Annotated in this window: 14 protein-coding genes and 3 pseudogenes; 7 read left to right on the top strand and 10 right to left on the bottom strand. The window is 69.7% G+C overall.

Features of this window, described 5'->3' with window-relative positions; translation table 11 throughout:
- Positions 1–235: 235 nt before the first annotated feature.
- From HC251_RS18635 to murJ, 3 genes and pseudogenes are all read right to left on the bottom strand, one after another.
- On the bottom strand, positions 236–673 hold the full coding sequence (locus tag HC251_RS18635; RefSeq protein WP_219942109.1) for a DUF2752 domain-containing protein: 438 nt from the start codon (positions 671–673) through the stop codon (positions 236–238).
- 64 nt (positions 674–737) lie between these two features.
- Positions 738–1,078: pseudogene (locus HC251_RS18630) on the bottom strand (heavy metal translocating P-type ATPase); the annotation flags it as partial.
- A gap of 209 nt (positions 1,079–1,287) precedes the next feature.
- Positions 1,288–2,847, bottom strand: a complete 1,560-nt coding sequence (gene murJ / locus HC251_RS18625) for a murein biosynthesis integral membrane protein MurJ (protein ID WP_219942108.1) — start codon at positions 2,845–2,847, stop codon at positions 1,288–1,290.
- A 41-nt stretch (positions 2,848–2,888) separates the two neighbouring features.
- Here murJ and HC251_RS18620 point away from each other — a divergent pair, with 41 nt between their 5' ends.
- Positions 2,889–5,183 carry a penicillin-binding transpeptidase domain-containing protein gene (locus tag HC251_RS18620; protein ID WP_219942107.1) on the top strand — a complete coding sequence of 765 codons (2,295 nt, stop codon included), beginning with the start codon at positions 2,889–2,891 and terminating at the stop codon, positions 5,181–5,183.
- Positions 5,184–5,228: 45 nt separating this feature from the next.
- Here the strand turns inward: HC251_RS18620 and HC251_RS18615 are convergent, their stop codons facing one another.
- From HC251_RS18615 to HC251_RS18600, 4 genes are all read right to left on the bottom strand, one after another.
- The gene (locus HC251_RS18615; RefSeq protein WP_219942106.1) at positions 5,229–5,960 is read right to left on the bottom strand and encodes a GNAT family N-acetyltransferase; all 732 of its coding nucleotides are present in this window, start codon (positions 5,958–5,960) and stop codon (positions 5,229–5,231) included.
- A gap of 96 nt (positions 5,961–6,056) precedes the next feature.
- A complete protein-coding gene (locus HC251_RS18610; RefSeq protein ID WP_219942105.1) occupies positions 6,057–6,923 on the bottom strand; it encodes a M56 family metallopeptidase in 867 nt (288 codons plus the stop codon).
- Positions 6,923–7,270 carry a BlaI/MecI/CopY family transcriptional regulator gene (locus HC251_RS18605; protein WP_219942104.1) on the bottom strand — a complete coding sequence of 116 codons (348 nt, stop codon included), beginning with the start codon at positions 7,268–7,270 and terminating at the stop codon, positions 6,923–6,925. The genes HC251_RS18610 and HC251_RS18605 overlap by 1 nt, the downstream gene beginning before the upstream one ends.
- Positions 7,271–7,338: 68 nt before the next feature.
- Complete coding sequence (locus tag HC251_RS18600; protein ID WP_219942103.1) at positions 7,339–8,361, bottom strand: hypothetical protein; 1,023 nt, start codon at positions 8,359–8,361, stop codon at positions 7,339–7,341.
- 725 nt (positions 8,362–9,086) lie between these two features.
- Here HC251_RS18600 and HC251_RS18595 point away from each other — a divergent pair.
- The 4 genes from HC251_RS18595 (at position 9,087) to HC251_RS18580 (ending at position 12,271) form a co-directional block, all read left to right on the top strand.
- Positions 9,087–9,686, top strand: coding sequence for a DUF305 domain-containing protein (locus HC251_RS18595; protein ID WP_219942102.1), 600 nt, complete (start codon positions 9,087–9,089; stop codon positions 9,684–9,686).
- A gap of 511 nt (positions 9,687–10,197) precedes the next feature.
- Positions 10,198–10,707 carry a TlpA disulfide reductase family protein gene (locus HC251_RS18590; protein ID WP_219942101.1) on the top strand — a complete coding sequence of 170 codons (510 nt, stop codon included), beginning with the start codon at positions 10,198–10,200 and terminating at the stop codon, positions 10,705–10,707.
- A 152-nt stretch (positions 10,708–10,859) separates the two neighbouring features.
- Complete coding sequence (locus HC251_RS18585; RefSeq protein WP_219942100.1) at positions 10,860–11,417, top strand: hypothetical protein; 558 nt, start codon at positions 10,860–10,862, stop codon at positions 11,415–11,417.
- Complete coding sequence (locus HC251_RS18580; RefSeq protein WP_219942099.1) at positions 11,414–12,271, top strand: cytochrome c biogenesis CcdA family protein; 858 nt, start codon at positions 11,414–11,416, stop codon at positions 12,269–12,271. The genes HC251_RS18585 and HC251_RS18580 overlap by 4 nt, the downstream gene beginning before the upstream one ends.
- 438 nt (positions 12,272–12,709) lie before the next feature.
- Here the strand turns inward: HC251_RS18580 and HC251_RS26290 are convergent.
- A pseudogene (locus tag HC251_RS26290) lies at positions 12,710–13,239 on the bottom strand (HAD family hydrolase); the annotation flags it as partial.
- Here HC251_RS26290 and HC251_RS18565 point away from each other — a divergent pair.
- Positions 13,235–13,738, top strand: a pseudogene (locus HC251_RS18565) (HAD-IC family P-type ATPase); the annotation flags it as partial. The pseudogenes HC251_RS26290 and HC251_RS18565 sit on opposite strands and share 5 nt — an antisense overlap.
- Positions 13,739–13,841: 103 nt before the next feature.
- Complete coding sequence (locus tag HC251_RS26285; protein WP_370651257.1) at positions 13,842–14,780, top strand: DMT family transporter; 939 nt, start codon at positions 13,842–13,844, stop codon at positions 14,778–14,780.
- Positions 14,781–14,877: 97 nt separating this feature from the next.
- Here the strand turns inward: HC251_RS26285 and HC251_RS18555 are convergent, their stop codons facing one another.
- Both HC251_RS18555 and HC251_RS18550 read right to left on the bottom strand, forming a co-directional pair.
- Positions 14,878–16,527: a SulP family inorganic anion transporter gene (locus tag HC251_RS18555; RefSeq protein WP_255566744.1), complete on the bottom strand. Its 1,650-nt coding sequence runs from the start codon at positions 16,525–16,527 to the stop codon at positions 14,878–14,880.
- 851 nt (positions 16,528–17,378) lie between these two features.
- Positions 17,379–17,822 (bottom strand): DMT family transporter, encoded by a 444-nt coding sequence (locus tag HC251_RS18550; protein WP_255566743.1) that lies wholly within the window; start codon positions 17,820–17,822, stop codon positions 17,379–17,381.
- Positions 17,823–17,853 lie beyond the last annotated feature (31 nt).

Genomic DNA, 17,853 nt, shown 5'->3' with positions numbered 1-17,853 from the left:
ACCACGGGGGCAGCGATCGCAGAGGTCGCCCTGGCGGCAGATCGATCGCCGCGCCGTGTGTCCTTCACCGTTGATCTCCCGTGGTCGTCTCGCCACGCCTATCGGGCTTCGGCGCGGCGGAGTTGAGCGAACGGTCGGGTCTCGACCGTGCGTCCACGGTGACGTGGTCGGCGCCGAGGGGCCCACCGAGGGGCGCTCTGGCCCGCCCTGGTCGCCGATGATGAGCTGGTTGCCTCTAGGTCGGGACGACCTCCATCAGCCGCTCCGCCTGCAGCTGCTGGTTGATCTCGATGATCACGAGCAGCGCGCTGACGCCGGGGACCCAAGCCCGGCGGGACAGCGAGACCTGGAGCCAGCGGTTGGTCGTGAGGCCGAGGACGATCCGGACGAAGATCACGACCGCGCCGAGCGCAAGGAGCGGTACGAGAGGGTTCCACGACCACGCCTCCACCAGCCGTCCCCGTACGAGGAGGTACGTGGCCCGGGTCCCACCGCAGAAGGGGTCCATGACGCCAGCGCGGTGAAGGAAGCCATGAAGGTCTCGACCCGGAAGACCGAAGATCCGCAGGTAGAGGCCGCCGAGGATCCCGATGCTCAGCAGGGCGGTGAGCCACGGCATGCGGTCCTCGGCGGTGAAGCCGATGATGCGGCGGCGGGTGTCGGGGTCGTTCATCGAATGAGAACCTTACGACACACTGTCGTACTGGCTGCTGTTGCGACTCGTGCACGACCTCTGGTCAGCCCGGTCGGAGAACGACACGGCGGAGCAGCTGGGCGTTGAGGGCCACCACGATGGTGCTGACGCTCATCAAGATCGCCCCCACCGCAGGCGACAAGGTGAGGCCGGCGAAGGCCAGGACGCCGGCGGCCAGGGGGATGGCGAACAAGTTGTAGCCGGCCCCCAGACGAGGTTCTGGACCACTGACGCCCAGCACGCTGCGGGGGCCGGACGAGGCGAGGACTACCCCGGCGGACTCGATGGCGACGTCGGTGCCGCACCGATGGCGAAGCCGACGTCCGCTCGAGCAAGGGAGGGGGCGTCGTTGACACCGTCGCCCACCATGGCCATGGCCTGACCCCCATGCGGTGAAGGTCAGGGCCTAGCGACTGGTGACGGGGCGCCCGAACACTCCTACAGTTGTCGTACAGCGGAAAGGTGGTCGGCCGGAGGGGGGTGTCAGCATTCGGCGCTCTCCAGGTCGACGGCTCATCCGCCCGCCAGATGCCGCGACCGCTTCGCCGCCTGCTACATCTGTAGTAATGCCTCGCTCGGAACGATCGACCCAATCAGCGGGCCCGAGTGTGGATGGCATCGACGACTCGGAGCCCGATCACTCGGCCCACCGCCCAGTAGGCGAGTGCTCCGACCGCAACGGTCACAGCGACGACAGAGAACGCCGACCCCCGCCCCACGGCGTGGTGGTTCAGGGCGACGGTCAGCGGGACGAGTGCGCCACCCATGGCTGCGGTGGCGGCAAGCGGCCGCAGGAGGTGGCGTCGCCGAACGCCGAGGCCGCGCACGGTCCGGCGTCTCAGGCGGCCGACGATCAAGACGATCCCGACCGCATAGGACGCAGCGTGGGCGAGGGTGAGAGCGAGGATGCGGCCCTGAGCACTGTCCGTCAGGGTGAAGGTGGCGGCGGCGGCGGCGATGTTGACGACGTTGACGGCGACGTTCACGATGGCGGGCGATCGGCTGTCCCTTCGGGCGTACGAAGCGCGGCACAGGAGCTGGAAGAAGCAGAACGGCACGAGCGAGATGCCGAAGCCGCGGATCGCGTTGCCGAGGATGGGATCGCCCCTCCCCCCCAGCACCACCGCGGCCAACGGGCCCGCCGCGAGGACGAGCCCGAGTGCCGCCGGGATCATCAAGGTGGCCGTGGTACGGATCGGCCCCGACAGGAGCTCTCGCACGTCGTCTTCGTCGGCCGCCGCGAGCTGCGGAACCGCGGCAGAGATCACCGAGACCGCGACCACGGCATACGGCAGCTGCATGATCATGAACGCCCACTGGTATGCGGATATCCCGCCCTCGATCGTGCTCGCCAAGGCCGTCACCGCTGCGAGGCCGACCTGGTTGACCCCGACGTAGAGCAGCGTCCACGCCCCCAGGCGGACCAGCTCTGCGAGCGCAGGGTGACGACTCAGTCCGCGGAGGGTGAAGCGGACCCCTTCGTCGACCCGGCGTGCACCCCAGATCTGGACCAGCGACGTCGCGGCCACGGCAACCGTGGTCCCCAGGCCGAGCACGATCACCGGGGCGCCGCGGACCGCCGTGGAGCGTTGCGTCGCAAGGACACCGAAGCCGACAGCGGCAACGACGATGCCGACGTTGGTCAGCACAGGCGCCAATGCGCCCATGGCGAGCCGACCGTGGACGGTCATCACACCGACGCCGAACACGCTCAGCGCGTAGAGCGGAACCTGGGCCGCGAACAAGCGGAGCCACAGGGTCGCCAGTGCCGAACCGCGGCCGGGGTCGCTTCTTCCGATGCCCGAGGGTGCCAGGAGGTCGATGACGAGAGGTGCTGCTGCGAACAGAGCCATCCCCGCGACGATCGCGGCCAGGACGAGAGCAGTGAAGACGGCTGGTGTCGCCGATCGGTCGCCTTCCTTGCGGGCCGCCACCAGCACAGGCACGAGGGCGGAGGCGATGGGGCCGCCGACCACCAGCGTGAAGAACATGTTCGGCACAGTGTTGGCCAGGTTGTAGGCGTCGCTCAGGCCGCCCAGACCGAGGACGGACGCGAGCGCCAGTGTGCGCCCGAGACCAGTGGCCCGGCTGAGCGTCGTGCCGGCCGCCATCGCCATCGCCGGCTGCCTGCTGAGTCGGTCGCGGATCTTCACGGGCGGGATGTTGTCGCCGGGTCTGCACAGGTCGCGTGTCGGTGCAGAGCGGCTACGTGACCCCCGAGCAGCACATGCGCCGCCAACGCCTCCTCGGCATCGTGAGCATCGCCCTCGTGGGTACGCTCTTCGTACGGCTCTGGTACCTCCAGGTCCTCGAGAACGACCGCTACGCGGCGGAAGTCGCAGCGACGAACGTGCGGACGGTCGTGACCGAGGCGCCGCGGGGACGCATCCTCGACCGCGACGGCATTCCGCTGGTTGAGAACGAGCGCGTGATCCGGGTCGAAGTCGATTACCAGGCCTTCCATGATCTCGCCGCTCCCGAGCAGAACGAGCTGCTTCGGCGCCTCGCGTTGGAGCTCAACAGGGACGCGATGCTGCGTGCTGCGGGTCAGCGGGTACCGAACGATCCCGGCCCGCGCCCGGATCCGACCGAGACGACCCTTCCGGTACCGACCTCGGATCCGCTCGAGGATCCGGCCGAGAACCCTCCTGTCGGAGGGGAGTCCGAGGGTCAGCGTCCCGCTCCGGCAGGGGTCGCCATCGGTGACGGCGCCGCCAACGAGGACGGAGCAGCGCCGATCACCCCCGAGGAGCTGAGCGAGAGGATCGAGGATCCTCGCTACAGCAAGGATCGACCCGTCCCGATCGAGACTGCCATCAGCGAAGATCTCGAGATCCTCCTCACGGAGCGGGCTGAGGAGTTTCCCTCCGTGCGAGCAGCGAGGGTGACAGCTCGCGCCTACCGGTACGGGGCGCTCTTGGCACACGTCCTCGGCTACGTCGGCCCAGTCAGCAACGAGGACCTGGAGCTCTTCGAGAATCAAGAGAAGCCATATGAACCAGACCACTCGAGCGGCAAGGCGGGGATCGAGCGCACTCTCGAGCGGGACCTCAGGGGAGTGCCGGGAGTCAAGGTCTACGAGGTAGACGCTCGCGGCCGGCGCGTGCGGGAGGTGGTCGAGCGAAGGCGGGAGCCCGTGCCGGGCGACGACGTCTACCTCACCGTCGACATCGACCTCCAATACATGGTCGAGGTCGGCCTGGCGGCAGAGGTCGAGCGTCGCCGGCGTGCCGAGGCCGCCGACTGCGGAGCGGACGGATGTGATCCACCGGGGGCCGCCGCGGTGGCCATCGATCCTCGTGACGGCCAGGTGCTGGCGATGGCCTCCTACCCGACGTTCGACCCGAGCCTCTTCACCGGAGGCATCTCGTCGGCGGACTACGAGGCCATCGCCTCGCCGGAGCGGGCCGAGGAGCATCGGAACCCGCTGACGAACCGGGCGATCGGCGGGCAGTACGCCCCTGGGTCGACGTTCAAGCTGTTCAGCTCCTACGCGGCTCTGGCGACCTCTCTCGTCACACCCGAGTACGTGTACCAGGACACCGGCGTGTATTACTTCAGCCAGCCGTGCAGCTCGAGCCTGTGCCGCAAGCAGAACGCCGGCATGGACGCCAAGGGAGCGGTCGACCTCGCCCGCGCGCTCACCGTCTCGTCCGACACCTACTTCTACCGGCTCGGTCATGAGTCGTGGTTGAGGAAGGATCAGCTCGGCGAGGACGGGTTGCAGAGGCAGATGGAGGTGTGGGGCCTCGGCGAGCGGACGGGCATCGACCTCCCCGGCGAGGCGGCGGGCCGCATCCCGACCCCGGCCTGGCAGAGGACCTTCGCCGAATCCCTCTACGACGATCCCGCGGACCAGGAGGAGTACGGGCGCTGGCTGGCCGGCACGAGTGCCAACACCGCCATCGGTCAGGGCGATGTACTGACCACCCCCCTGCAGCTGGCGAACGGGTACGCCACCTTCGCCAACGGGGGCACGACGTGGCGCCCGCAGCTCGTCCTCCAGGTGTCGCCGTTCGGCACGCAGACGGCCCGCCGGGTCCTTGAGCCGGAGAAGACAGGTCAGGTGCCGTTCGCGCCCGGGTGGCGAGAAGCCATCCTCACGGGTCTCGACCAGGTGACCAAGCCGGGCACCGGCGGTACCGCGTCGGCGACCTTCCAGGGCTTCGACCAGTCCGCTTGCGCCGTGGCCGGGAAGACCGGAACGGCCCAGGCGACGGACAAGGACGACTCGTCGCTCTTCGTCGCCTTTGCGCCCTCGACCGCCCCTCGCATCGCCATCAGCGCCATCTTCGAGCAGGCTGGCTTCGGCAGCTCTGCCGCTGTTCCCTTCGTGCGGCGAGTCCTCGAACCGCTCGCCGCCGCAGGATGCGACGTTGCTGCTCTCGGTGGAGAGGGCAGCCCGACCCAGGCGCCGCTCGGAGGCTGGTTCGACGTCGACGCCGCCATCGAGGCCTTCCAGCCGCCTGTCGCAGCTCAGGCGGATTGATCGACCTCATGCTCGGCCGGCCTCGGCACTTGGCTCACGAAACTTTTACGCAAGGCCGGTCGCGGCGGCGGCGACGGGCAGGGTCTGTCGATCTCCGTTCGAGGCGAGCGGCCGATCGAGTCTCCGCTTGAAGACGTCGTGGCGCACGCCTTCCAAGTCGGTCTTCGATGCGACCTTCACCCAGCCGGCGGAGACGTAGAACCCTCCAGCATCGGCCGTCTTTGCAATCATTCGAACGGCACCCAAGCCCGCCACTGCGGCCTCGGCATGGATGAGCAGCGCGCTCCCGATCCCCTTGCCAGAGCAAGCCGGGTCGACTGCGACATGCACCACCTCGCTGGCGCGCCCGTGCTTCGGGGGAGCCTGAGAGTGCTGTCGGCGGAGGCGGTGGGCGCCGCGGGCGTATCGCCGGGCCCGAGTGACGACGAAGCGGAGGAGCAGCCGCGGCCGTGTCGTCAGCGCGAGCGCGCCACGCAGGATCAGGCGCAGCCCCGAGTAGCGGAGCACATGGCGGTAGTGAGCGGCCCCGTCCGTCGTCGCCAGGAGGAAACCTGACGGCCTTCCTCGAGCGACCGCCACCAGGCCGAGCGCATGCGGGCTGGTGATGAAGCTCGCGTGGTACGTACGAAGGTACCGAGCGCCGAGCTGGGCGAAGAACCCATGGGGGAGCTGCGCTCGGTGGAGGGCGGCCGACCACGCGAGGTCGTCCCGGCCCAGAGGTCGGATCTCGACGGACCCGTCGGCCAGGTCGACGGCAGCCATCTCGCGGAGATCCACACCTGGACAATACTACAAGAGTCGTAGCGGGATCCGTTCGAGGCACCGGACGCTGCGGGGGTCATGGTCTTGCGCACCGCCGCCTCCCCGGGATGATCAGAAAGCGGCGAGGACGTGGTGCAGCTGGAGGCTGGAGCCGGCCAGACCGGTCGCCGCTGCGCTCGCACCGGCGACGGTGAGCCGATCCGCCAGCCGGGGGGGCGCCGGCGCCGGCGCCAGCATCGCCTTCGTCCGCGCCACGGCGTCGCCGCCGGCGAAGGCCAACACGCCGTCAGGGGTTCGACCGATCAGCGCCAGCTTGGCGATCGTCCGGGCGACGAGGTTCCGATCTCCAACCGACGCCGCTGCGTCCTCGTCGGCCCATCGCTCCAGCAGGAACGTCACGTGACGGTCCGCTGCCTTGAGCCACGGGCACGCGATCGACGCGACGCGGACCGCTGCGGCGTACCAGCCGTGACGGCGTTGGAGGTGGGACCACTCGTGCGCCACGACGACCGCCGTCTCGCCGGGGGTGCATCGAACGACGGTCTCCCGAGAGATGACGATGCGCGCGCGTCGTCCGGGGATCGCGAGGGCCACCACGCCGAGGCCATCAGCCACCACGACGCCACGGGAACCGGGGACAGCGCGGCGGACGAGGATCGTCGCGCGGCGGGCGTGGGCCAGACGTCCGGCGGCGATCGTCAACCACACGATGACCGCCGCGGCCATTGCTCCCGGAACCGGTTCGTGGGACATGACCACTCGGCCGACCGTGGAGTGCTGGCCACCGTGCGGGCCCGCCTCGAGGGCCAGACCGGACACGACGAGGAGCACCCACGCCGCAGCCGTCACAGCTGCCGCTGAGGCCGCGACCGTGATGATCCGTACTGCGGTCGCCGGGTGGAGGCGTCCCGTGGCGCGGGGAGCGACCAACGCAGCCACGGTGAGCAGGGCCCCGGGAAGGAGCAGCCAGAGGTCCATCAGCCCGAGCGCTGGGCGGCCCGGAGGAGAGAGCGGAGCTCGGCAGCCTCATCTGGGTCGAGATCGCCGACGAACTGCTGGAGCACGCCCCTGCGGTCGGAACTGCGCCGGAGGTCTCCGTGCATGCGATCGGCGACGATGCGCGACTCCTGGACCGCCAGCTCGTAGACGTAGGTGCGCGCCGAGGGCGTACGGGTCACAAAGCCCTTCGCCTGCAACCGGGCGAGAACGGTTGCCACCGTGGTGTAGGCGACCTCTGCGTCGAGTGCATCGCGCACCTCGGCCGGTGTCACTGGCCGACCTGCGGCCGACAGAACGGCGAGCACTTCGCCCTCGAGCGCGCCCATGACCCTTCGAGGCATCCGCCGATCGTACCTGAAGGGACCTGCCAGCTCGTCGTGCGGGGCGCGCCCAGTCAACGGTCGAAGGCCAGGTGGATGTGGTCCTGGTGGACGGTGTTGGTGAAAGATCGAGATGCCCCCGCTCCGTCCAGGTCCCATGGCGACCCGAGCTCCTCGACACCGCTTGCGAACAGCCGATCCACCACCCTGCGCGCCGCACTCGCATCGTCGCGGAGCGCGATCACAGGTGTTCCCCCGACGGCCCAGATGTCGACCGCCCGGCCCTCCGTGTGGTTGCTGGTCCTCTGCGTCCCGAAGACCTCCAGAGGATGGCCCTCCGTCATCGTCGTCACGGTGAGCGGGGACTGCGCAGCCGCATCGACCAGGGCGACAAGCACGCGGTCGTCAACTCGACCTGCCTCGATGTCCCACCGCGCCGTGTCCGGGAACGTCAGGCGTGGGTCGGCCAGCGCTGCCTGCGCCGCCTCGCTGGGCGGGGGCGGATCGATCGGCGGAGAGCCGCCGTCGGAGGCGACCTGCTCCACCCCCCAGCGGTCGCCGGTACTGGCCACGCGCACGTCGAGCGTGCGGGTCACCTCTCGGCGGCCGCTCGAGTCGGCAAGGTGCTGGCGGATGACGAGGATGATCGACGCCTGGGTCTCGGTGAGCCCGCCCAGCTGCGGGTAGACGATCTCGACGCTCGCCGATGCGTCGGGAAGGAGCAGGTTCCCCATGGCGTCGGCGATCATAGGGTCGCCTCCGATGGCCTGGATCCGCTCCATGGCACCTTCCACCGTTCCGGCCCCGGCGTCGTAGGTCCCCGCTGCCACGACGAGATCGGCTGCGACCTGCTTGGCCTCGACGGCCACCTCGTCGGCAAGCGGCTGGAAGGGCACAGCCGCCGGCACCACCGGAGCGGGCTGCGTCGTGCTTGTGGACGAGGGCGTGACGTCGACAGGCTCCGTGGCGGTCGACGCCTCGACGGATGGTGCGGTGACATCGCGATCGTCCGCGGCTGAGCCGCAACCGGCCACCGAGAGGACGCCGGCGACGGCTGACAACATGAGAAGGCGCCGCGGGCGGGCGAGGAAGGACACGATGGCAACCTACCAACGACACATGTCGTAGGCGATTCACGAGCGCCAGGCGGCCCTTCGGGGGAGCGTCTGCTTTCGGCACCGGGCTCTTCGGCGGGGCATTCGTCGCGCTCGGGCTGACGACGGTGATGGTCGCCGCCACGATGGTCGTCAACGTGATTGCTGAGCCCTCCGGCGGCATCCGCTTCGTCGTCATCGAAGAAGGTTCGGCAAGGGCGCAGCTGTCGGCGGGGCCGGAGGCCGCAGCCGGAGGGCCGAGACCCGCGACGCGATCACGCGTACGGTGACAGCTCTGCAACGCGCCCGACGCGCACTCGCCAGGAGCCGAAGATCGCGCACCCAATCTGCGACGGAGGTCCCTACGGGATAGGCGGCACGGGCCACATCATCTAGCCCGTAGGCGATCACGTCACCCCGGGAGCGACCTGTGCACCGTGGAGCGCTCGGCGTCACCGACCAAGCCGATGAACGACGCGTCGAAGCGGTCGAGGAACCGCCGAAGGGAGGTCCGCCTTCGTGCGGGTCGATGCGCACCACCACGACGACGACCGGAAGGTCGTCGAGCTGCCGCAGGGCCGTCGCCAGCGTGCGGAGCTGGTGAGGGCAGTACAGATGTAGAAGAACGACGATGCCGGCTCCGAGCTCCGAACCCGCTTTGCCTCTGTTGTGGGCGCCTCGTACGGTGTTCGACACACTGTCGTAGATCCCATGGCCGGAGGCCACGCATGAAGAAGCGCATCGTTCTCGGGTTCGTCGCCTTGATCGGTCTCGCGAGCCTGCTCGCGGCATGTGGCGGCGATGACGACATGGCGGGCATGGATCACGGCGGTGACGACTCCTCGGAGACCACTGAGGCAGCTGCGGCCGACGCCGAGTTCAACGGTGCCGACGTGTCCTTCGCCCAGAGCATGATCCCCCACCACGAGCAGGCGGTGGAGATGGCTGACCTGGCGGATGGACGCGCGGAGAGTCCCGAGGTCATCGATCTCGCTGAGCGCATCAAGGCTGCTCAGGACCCGGAGATCGAGCTGATGCGCGGGTGGCTCGAGGATTGGGGTCAGGAGATGCCCGAGGCCATGGACCACGAGGGCATGGCCGGGATGATGGGCGACGAGGACATGACCGCTCTCGAAGACGCCTCGGGAGCGGAGTTCGACGAGATGTTCCTCACCATGATGATCGAGCACCACGAGGGCGCCATCGAACAGGCCGAGACCGAGCTCGACGATGGTCAGAACGCTGCGGCCAAGGAGCTGGCGCAGACGATCATCGATGCCCAGCGGGGCGAGATCGAGGAGATGCAGGGCATCCTCGACGCAGCCTGATGTGCGTCCGATCGCGCACGTTCCGGCGGCAGCGCGAGCTCGAAGGAGCCCTTCCGGACATCACCAGGTTCGGGGAGGACCAGCCGACCGCCGCTTGGGCTCGATGTGAGCGGGACGGCGCCGAGCGCCATCAATCACTCGGAAGCTGGTCCTTCGCTGCTGGAAGCGGGCGGTGGGTCTTCTGCCGCTCCAGAGGACCCTCGGGCGTCGGCTGGTTCGCGGCTGCGGCGCGCGGACCGGGCGATGACGAGGCCGCCGACGACGCACGCCAGCAGGATGCCCCGAGAATGACGGCTGCCACGATCGATCCGTCGGTTGCGGGTCGGGCTGTGCTTACCGCGCAAGCCTTCGACAGGACGTCGTAGAAGAGGTGGTCGGAGGCGTCGATGGGCGCTCGGCAGACGCGGCGGGGTCCCGAGCCACCGGTGTTCCCGACCCCTGCGCGGTCGGCCACCTACGACATACTGTCGTAATGCAGGTGACGGATCTGGCCATGCGAGGGCGGCGGTGGGTGCTGCCGGCCGTGGGCGTGGTCGCGGCCCTTCTGATCGGGGTCGCTGCCCTGAGGGAGCCGACGCCCCCCGACTTCCAGGCCTCCGGCCAACCGAGGCCGCTACCGGCGGAGGGATCGATGCCGGCCGTCGACGAAGCTGCGTTCGAAGGCATCCTCGTCGGGCTCCGAGGCACGCCGGTCGTCGTCAACGTGTGGGCATCGTGGTGTGCGCCGTGCCGGACGGAGATGCCGCTCCTGCAGAGGGCGGCCGAGAACTACCGAGGAGAGGCGGTGGTCCTCGGGGTCGCATCGAAGGACGACCCGGGGGCGGCTCGCCGGTTCCTCGACGAGTTCGAGCTGACCTATCCCAACGTCTTCGACGAGACAGGACGCATCCGGGTGGCGCTCGGCCTGACTGCCTACCCGACCACGTACGTGTTCGATCGCGACGGCGAGCTGATCAGCACGGTCCGCGGAGGCATCTCGGAGCAGAGGCTCGCGACGCTGATCGAGGAGGCGCTTCGTTGATCGACTTCGGTCTGCTGGTGAGCGTCATCGCCGCTCTCGGCGTCCCCGCTCTGCTCTCCCGGTTCTGGTCGGTCTCCTCACTGGCTCCGGAGACGACCGTCGTCGACGCCTTCCTGCTGCCGGCTGCCGTCGGTCTGGTGGTGGGTCGGCTGGTGACCTTGGCGATCGACGATCCCGGATCGATCGGCAGCGTCTCGGACATGCTCGTGATCCGCAGCGGTGTCGAGTTCTGGCCCGGTGTCGCGGCGGCGATGGCGACGGCTGCGTGGCAGGGCCGCCGTGCTCCGGGAGGGCCCCTCGGGCGGCTCGCCGACCTCACTCCGCTCGCCATGGCGGGCTACGGGACGTACGAGGCGGCGTGCCTCTTCAGGGACGGTTGCTACGGGCCGGTCAGCGCCCTTGGCCTCCGACCGGACGGACTGGACGTGAAGATGGTCCCCATCGGGCTCCTCATGGCGATCGGCGTCTTCGCGACTGCCGCGCTGGCTCGCGGGCTGTGCCGGTCCGGATGGCCAGCCGGCGCCGTCATCGCGGCCGGGTTGGCGTTCATCGCGATCACCCGCAGCGTCGCATCGATCTGGCTGCCCCGGCTCGGCAGCGCGCCGACCCGTCAGCACACGACCTCCGTCGGCGTCGCGGTGCTGGCGGGCGGAGCGTGCCTCGCGGCGGTGCGGCTGGGCCGACGGCAGCCCGGGGCGGCGGCGCCATGAGCAGCGCAACGCTGATCCTGTCGCTGTCGGCCGGCATGGTCGCGGCCATCAACCCCTGCGGCTTCTCGCTGCTCCCTGCGTACGTGGGCTTCTTCGTCAGCGGTGACGGCGATCGGGCGACGCTCGACCGCCGCTTGGCGCGAGCGATCTCTTCAGCCGGTGCGGTGACCGCCGGTTTCGTGGTCGTGTTCGTCGCGCTGGGGATCGCCTTGTCCTCGACGACCGACCGGATACGAGGTCAGCTCCCATGGGTGACGATCGCGATCGGCCTCCTCCTCGTCATAGGGGGAGGCGCGTCGATCCTCGGCCGACCCCTTCCCATGCCGGCGATCACCGTGCGAGCGGCGCGGGGACGCGGGCCGGTGGCCATGGGGACGTATGGCGTGGCCTACGCGCTCGCGTCGCTGTCGTGCACGATCGGGCCCTTCCTGGCCATCACCGCCTCGGCGATGGACGAGTCCGTGCTCGCCGGCATCGGTGCCTACGTGGCCTACGGCGTCGGCATGGGCGCGATCATCCTTGCCCTCGGGGTCTCTGCGGCGCTGGCCCGGCCGTGGCCGGTGGCCGAGCTGCGCCGCCTTTCGAGGTACGCGCCACGGATCGGCGGGGGCCTGATGATCCTGAGCGGTGCCTACGCAATCTGGTACGCACGATGGGAGCTGTCCGTGTACGGCGGTGACCTTCGGAACGATCGGTTCGTTGAGGTGGGGGAGCGATGGCGCCTCAGTCTCCAGGCATGGCTCGAGCGCATCGGCCCGGTCCAGGTCGTGGTCGTAATCGCCGTTGTCACCTTCGCCGTCGCCTTCGCCGGGAGGCGCAGCTCCGGACGGTCGTCGCCGACGGGCAGCGACTAGCTGTGACGACCGGGGACGTTGTCCCTGTCCGGGTGGGGTGGGGTGACCCACCGATGAGGTGAGCCCTCCGAGTGGGCTTGTGGGTCTTCGACCACTCACAGCTCAACCGGAGGGCGCATGTCTCACGCTAGGTCTCAGCACCCCAATGCCCGGCTGACGCCGCGGCATCGGGCGCACGATGGTCGAGTGCGTCACGGTGTCGCTCTCGGCCAGCTCGGTGCCCGACGCCAAGAGCTCGCCGAGGGCGGCCGGACCGCCGTCCTCCTCGCCATCGACGGTCGTGCCGCTGGCCTGGTCGGCATGGCCGACGCCCCCCGTCCAACCGCCGCTGTCGCGGTCGCCGAGCCTCGGCGGCTCGGCGCCGAGGTCGTCATGTTGACCGGTGACAACGAGGCCACTGCCAGCCGGATCGGACAGCTGCTCGCTGTCAGCACCGTCATCGCGTTCCATCAGTCGGCGGTTGCCGACCACGACACACGGTGTCCGTCGACATCGGCGAGGGCGCCGTGGCCAGGGATGCCCTCGAAGCTCTCAGCTCGCAGGGCCGGCGCACCACGCTCGACGGCTTCGGTGACGATCGACTGGGCCAGGGTGTGCTCCGATTCCCGTTCAACGGCAGCGACGAGGGCGAGGAGCCGATCGTCCTCGATGCCCTCCGCGATGACGTCCATAACCTCGGGCTCACCCTTGGTCAGAGTTCCGGCCTTGTCCATGACGACGACTTCGATGTGTGCAGTTGCTTCGAGGGCCACGGCGTTCTTGAAGAGCACACCGCGATTGGCCCCAGCCCGGTGCCGAGCATGATCGCCGTTGGCGTGGCCAGGCCCGGGGCGTCCGGGCAGGTGATGACGACCACCGTGATGGCGAACAACATGGCCTCGCCGACCGGCCGGCCGGCCAGCACGCTCCACACCAGGAAGGTGCCCGTTGCCGCCGACGAGGGCGACCAGGACGAACCAGAACGCTGACGTCCTCCCCGGTGACAAGTCGGCCATCGCCGAGCTCCAGGCGCAGGGCAAAAAGGTGGCGATGGTGGGCGACGGCGTCAACGATGCGCCGGCCCTTGCCCAAGCTGAGATCGGTGTGGCTATCGGGGCAGGGACCGATGTCGCCATCGAGACCGCCGACATCGTGTTGATGCGCAGCGATCCCCTCGACGTCGACGTCGCCCTCCAGATCGGCCGTGGAACCGCCGCGAGATGCGTCAGAACCTCGGCTGGGCCATCGGGTACAACGTCATCGCCCTCCCCATCGCCGCCGGCGTCTTCGAGCCCGCCTTCGGACGTGATGCGCCCCGAGATCGCCGCCCTGTCCATGTCCGGCTCCAGCTTCCTCGTCGCCGTCAACGCCCTGCTGCTCATGCATCTCCGGCTGCCTGAGCCGGCCGACGGCGCGGAGGCCCGGATTGCGGACGGGGCGCAAGGGCCTCGCAGACAGGCGCCGGACGGCTCCGACGTGACGGTGTGACCCTCCCCGCCTCGCGGACGCGTGCGGCGCAGGTCCGGTCAGGGGTGCAGCGCGGCTCGAATGGACCGGCCGCGACCGACGCAGCCAGCCCCGCACCGGTCGGATGCTGTGGGTGACAGCGGCCTGGGGCGGTTGCTTCGTGGCCATCCGTTGGGGTCTGCGGGACGCTCCGGTGCTGTGGTTCGCGGCCCTGCGGGCCCTGGTCGCCGGCGCCGCCCTCATCACGCTTGAAACCGCACAACGGCGACCCATGCCGGCCGGTGCCAAGTCGTGGCACCTGATCGTCCTGCTGGCGGTGACCAATGCCAGCATCGGCTTCGCTGCGATGTTCGCGAGCGCCGACGGCCTCGCCACGGGGACCGCCGCCGTCCTCACCACCGCCCAACCACTACTGGTCCTCCTCCCAGCGTGGTGGCTCTACGGCGAACGGGGGACCGCCCGCACTTCGCTCGGGCTGGTCGTCGGGTTCGCTGGCCTGATCGTCGTCGCCGTGCCGGGCGGGGGCGGATCGGGTGCCTGGCTGGCGATCCTGGCTGCGATGGCCATCACCGCCGGGACCTTGCTCTCGAGACGCCTCGCCGGCATCGACGTCGTCCAGGCCGTGGGCTGGCACTTCCTTGGACGCCCCGGTTCGTCGGGTCGCTCGCGTTCCTGGCGCTGGTCGGCTCGGCGCTGGCGTTCTGGGCGTGGTTCACCGAGACGTTGCGCTCCCCCTTGGCGAGCTGGCCGCGTGGACCTTCCTGGTGCCCGTCTTCGGCGTTGCGTTCGGCCTGCTCCTCACGACGAGCGTCCCGGTCGTTGGGCAATCGCAGGGATGTCCCTGGTCCTCGTCTCGCTCTCGACCGTGGTTCGCCGCGCGGGTCCCGGCATCACTGGAGACGGCGGCCCTGTCCACCCAAGGGCCAGGGGTGACGACGCAGCTCGAAGGCGTTCGGGACTGGAGATCACCACCGGGTTTTCAGGAGATCGTCCATCACTGACTCGCATGCGTGCACGACCATGCCGGTCAGACCCGGGGCGTGGAACGTCTGCGCAATCCTGAGGGCCGATGGCCCTCGCCGCCGGCACCGGGTCAGCGGCAACCCACTGTCGATCCAGGTTTGGGGGGTACCGAGAGCGAGCGGTCAGCGAGCCAGCGGTCAGCCGTCATGGCGGCTCCGGTAGGCAGCTACTGCGCCGTTGATCGTCGGGAATGATCGCAGGTGCCCCTCCGGCTCGATCAGCCTGGCCCGGAGGAGCCGTCCCATCACCGTGCTGTTGGCACGAGCGATCGCCACGACGCCCACGCCGCACCCCGCCACCTCCTCGACAAGCTCGGCCAGCGTTTCGGTGGCGGTTGCGTCGAGCGAGCCGATGCCCTCGAAGTCGAGTACGAGCCAGTCCTCATCGCCGGGGTTGTCGCTGAGCACCTGCTTGACACGCTCGCTGAATCGTTCGGCGTTGAGAAAGAACAGCGGCGCGTCGAACCGGTAGACGACCAGGCCGGGTTCGGTCTCCGCCTGAGAGTGGGCGTCGACCTCGACCCAGCCATCTAGGGCGGGGTAGTCTCCGAGCACGGCATCGTGGGGGCGGGCGATCCGGTAGAGCGCCATCACCACCGAGAGCACCACCGCGACCAACACCCCAGCCAGCACACCGAACACGACCACCCCAAAGGCGGTGGCCAGGGCGAGCGAGGCCTCGTCCCGTCCGGTTCGCCAGAGCGCCACCATGCCAGCCGCATCGATGATGGTGATGGCGGCCGCGAGGATCACGGCGGCCAGCGCCGCTCGAGGGATCTCGCTCAGCAGGGGGCGCAGACCGAGCAAGGTGGCCACAACGAAGGCCGAGGCCACGATCGACGCGAGCTGGGTGCGGCTGCCGAGCGACGCGGGCACCGCAGTACGGCTCGCGCTGGACGAGATGGGGAACCCCCGGGAAAGGCCGGCGGTCAGGTTGGTGAGCCCGAGTGCGAGCAGTTCCTGGTTCGGGTCGACCCGATACCCGTGGCGTGCCGCTACGGAGCGAGCGGTGAGAACGTTGTCGGTGTAGCCGACCAGTGCAATCCCGGCGGCAACCGGCAACAGCTTCCCCAGGTCCGCGAGAGACACGTCCGGGATGCCCGGGATGGGTAGGCCGCCGGGGATGGTGCCGACGACCGCCACCCCCTGCTGAGCGAGGCCGAAGGCTGCGGTGACGACGGTCGCCATCACGACTGCGACCAGCGCGCCCGGCACTCGCGGCGCCGCAGCACGGAGGCCCACCATGAGCGCAAGCGTGGCGACGCCGAGGAGGAGCGAGGCTGGTCGGACCTGGTCGAGCTCGCTGAGCAGCTCGCGGAAGCGAGAGAACAAGGTGTCGCTCTCTAAAGGCGCACCGGTGAGGCCCGCCAGCTGGCTGCTCAACAGGGTCAGGCCCACGCCGGTGATGTAGCCGACGAGCACCGGTTTCGAGAGGAGAGATGCCAGGAACCCGAGCCGGGCGACCGCTCCCACGACACAGATCGCAGCGACGAGCAGCGCCAGCGCCGCCATCAGGGCGACGTAGCGTTCCCTGTCACCTGCAGCGATCGACGAGACTCCCAGAGCGGCGAGCACAGCGGTCCCAGGCTCGGGCCCGACGCCCAGGTGTCGGCTGGTGCCGACCAGCGCGTAGACCACCAGAGCGCCGATCACCGCGTAGAACCCGTACTCGGGTGGCAGCCCCGCCAGCGCCGCGTAGGCCATCGACTGCGGGATGAGCATGGCGCCAACCGTCAACCCCGCGAGGAGGTCGGCGCCCAACCAAGCTGACTGATACCGCCGGAGCATGGCAACACCCGGCAGCAGAGACGCCACTCGGAGACGTCCTCCCCGAGTGCGGGCCATCGTTCGACCGTAGTCCCGCTCGGTGCTTCCTTCGCTCGATCCGGCTGCCCCGGCTCGGACGCCAGTCGACATCGCGACTCGTCACCTTCGGCCCTACGTGTGCCGAACCTCCGCCGTCACGATGAGCCCACGTCTGGACACCCACATGAACAAGCGCATCCGTCTCGCCGTCGCTGCCGCGGCGGTCATCGGGGGCCTCGGCTTCAGTCAGGCCAGCCCCGCCTCGGCCGCCCACTGCGTCGCTCCCGCTGGCGACGAGGCCACGCCGGGGTTCTCGTACTTCGGCAACGATCACGTCGCCGAAGAGGAGGCGCATGGGGGTTCCCCCGAGGGCGGCAACCCCGGACCCCATGCGGGGACCTCCGGGGCTTCGAGCTGCCGCGTTACGTCCGGGAGCCCGTCGGCTCGAGCTCCGGGCAGGAGCCGGTAGGCGCCGCTCGACGTCCCCGCACGTGACCGCCCCGGCCTTCGGGTCGGGGCGGTGTCGCGTCAGCCGTGCGCCGCGAGCGTCCGGGGCCGGCGCATCTCGGGAACGGCTTCGGCCGGAAGGTCGGCGACGCCCGAGAAGCCGAGAGGTGCGGGCGGCGTGCTCGATGCCGGTCGAGATGTCGCTCGGTCAGGGCCATGCGGTCGCACCTGGGTGCGCCTTCTGCTCAGGGGTCGTTTCGATCGAGCGGGGGGAGCCGGCCGGCCGACGGGGAGCAGATCGCCGAGGCCGCCGATCACGAAGTGCCATCCGGCCACCTGGACGATGTCGAGGCGGCCCAAGGTGCGAGACAGGAGCGTCCCGGCGGTCATGGCGGCTGCCGCGAGAACCGACAGCAGCGCGCCGGATCCGCCACCGCCGGGTGCGGCGACGATGACGAGGCCGACGAAGCCAGGGCCAGTACCAACCCGTTTCGGGCCGTGACTCGCTCGCTGAAGAGCCACCACGCCGGCAGCACGATCAGCAATGGCTGTGCGTTGGCCAGCACGGCGGCCGTGCCGGTGGCCAGTCCCTCGGCCCCGGCGAACATGGCGCCGAACGCGAACGCACCGTTGAAGAGGCCCAACGCGGTGATGCGCACCCAGCTCGTGAGGGTTGCAGGGAGGGGCCGCCTCTGGATCAGTCCGAGCGTCACCAGTGCCATCCCCCCGATGGTCGACCGCAGCATGGCGAACCACAGCACCGAGGCATCCCGCAGTCCCCAGCGGATGGCGACGAAGCACGCCCCCCACGCCGCAGTGGTCCAGAGCATGCGCACGGGGCGCGGACGGCTCTTGCCGGCA

It is taken from the genome of Iamia sp. SCSIO 61187, assembly GCF_019443745.1.
Classification (GTDB): Bacteria; Actinomycetota; Acidimicrobiia; order Acidimicrobiales; family Iamiaceae; genus Iamia.
The sequence above is the reverse complement of the archived record's forward strand: the minus strand, read 5'-3'. Positions and strand labels throughout refer to the sequence as shown.

Excerpts from the sequence above, each read along its gene's own strand:
- HC251_RS18635 (WP_219942109.1), bottom strand. The coding sequence starts at position 673 with ATGAACGACCCCGACACCCGCCGCCGCATCATCGGCTTCACCGCCGAG.
- HC251_RS18610 (WP_219942105.1), bottom strand. The coding sequence starts at position 6,923 with ATGGACCTCTGGCTGCTCCTTCCCGGGGCCCTGCTCACCGTGGCTGCG.
- HC251_RS18605 (WP_219942104.1), bottom strand. The coding sequence starts at position 7,270 with ATGGGCGCGCTCGAGGGCGAAGTGCTCGCCGTTCTGTCGGCCGCAGGT.
- HC251_RS18595 (WP_219942102.1), top strand. The coding sequence starts at position 9,087 with ATGAAGAAGCGCATCGTTCTCGGGTTCGTCGCCTTGATCGGTCTCGCG.
- HC251_RS18580 (WP_219942099.1), top strand. The coding sequence starts at position 11,414 with ATGAGCAGCGCAACGCTGATCCTGTCGCTGTCGGCCGGCATGGTCGCG.
- HC251_RS26285 (WP_370651257.1), top strand. The coding sequence starts at position 13,842 with ATGCTGTGGGTGACAGCGGCCTGGGGCGGTTGCTTCGTGGCCATCCGT.
- HC251_RS18555 (WP_255566744.1), bottom strand. The coding sequence starts at position 16,527 with ATGCTCCGGCGGTATCAGTCAGCTTGGTTGGGCGCCGACCTCCTCGCG.
- HC251_RS18550 (WP_255566743.1), bottom strand. The coding sequence starts at position 17,822 with ATGCTCTGGACCACTGCGGCGTGGGGGGCGTGCTTCGTCGCCATCCGC.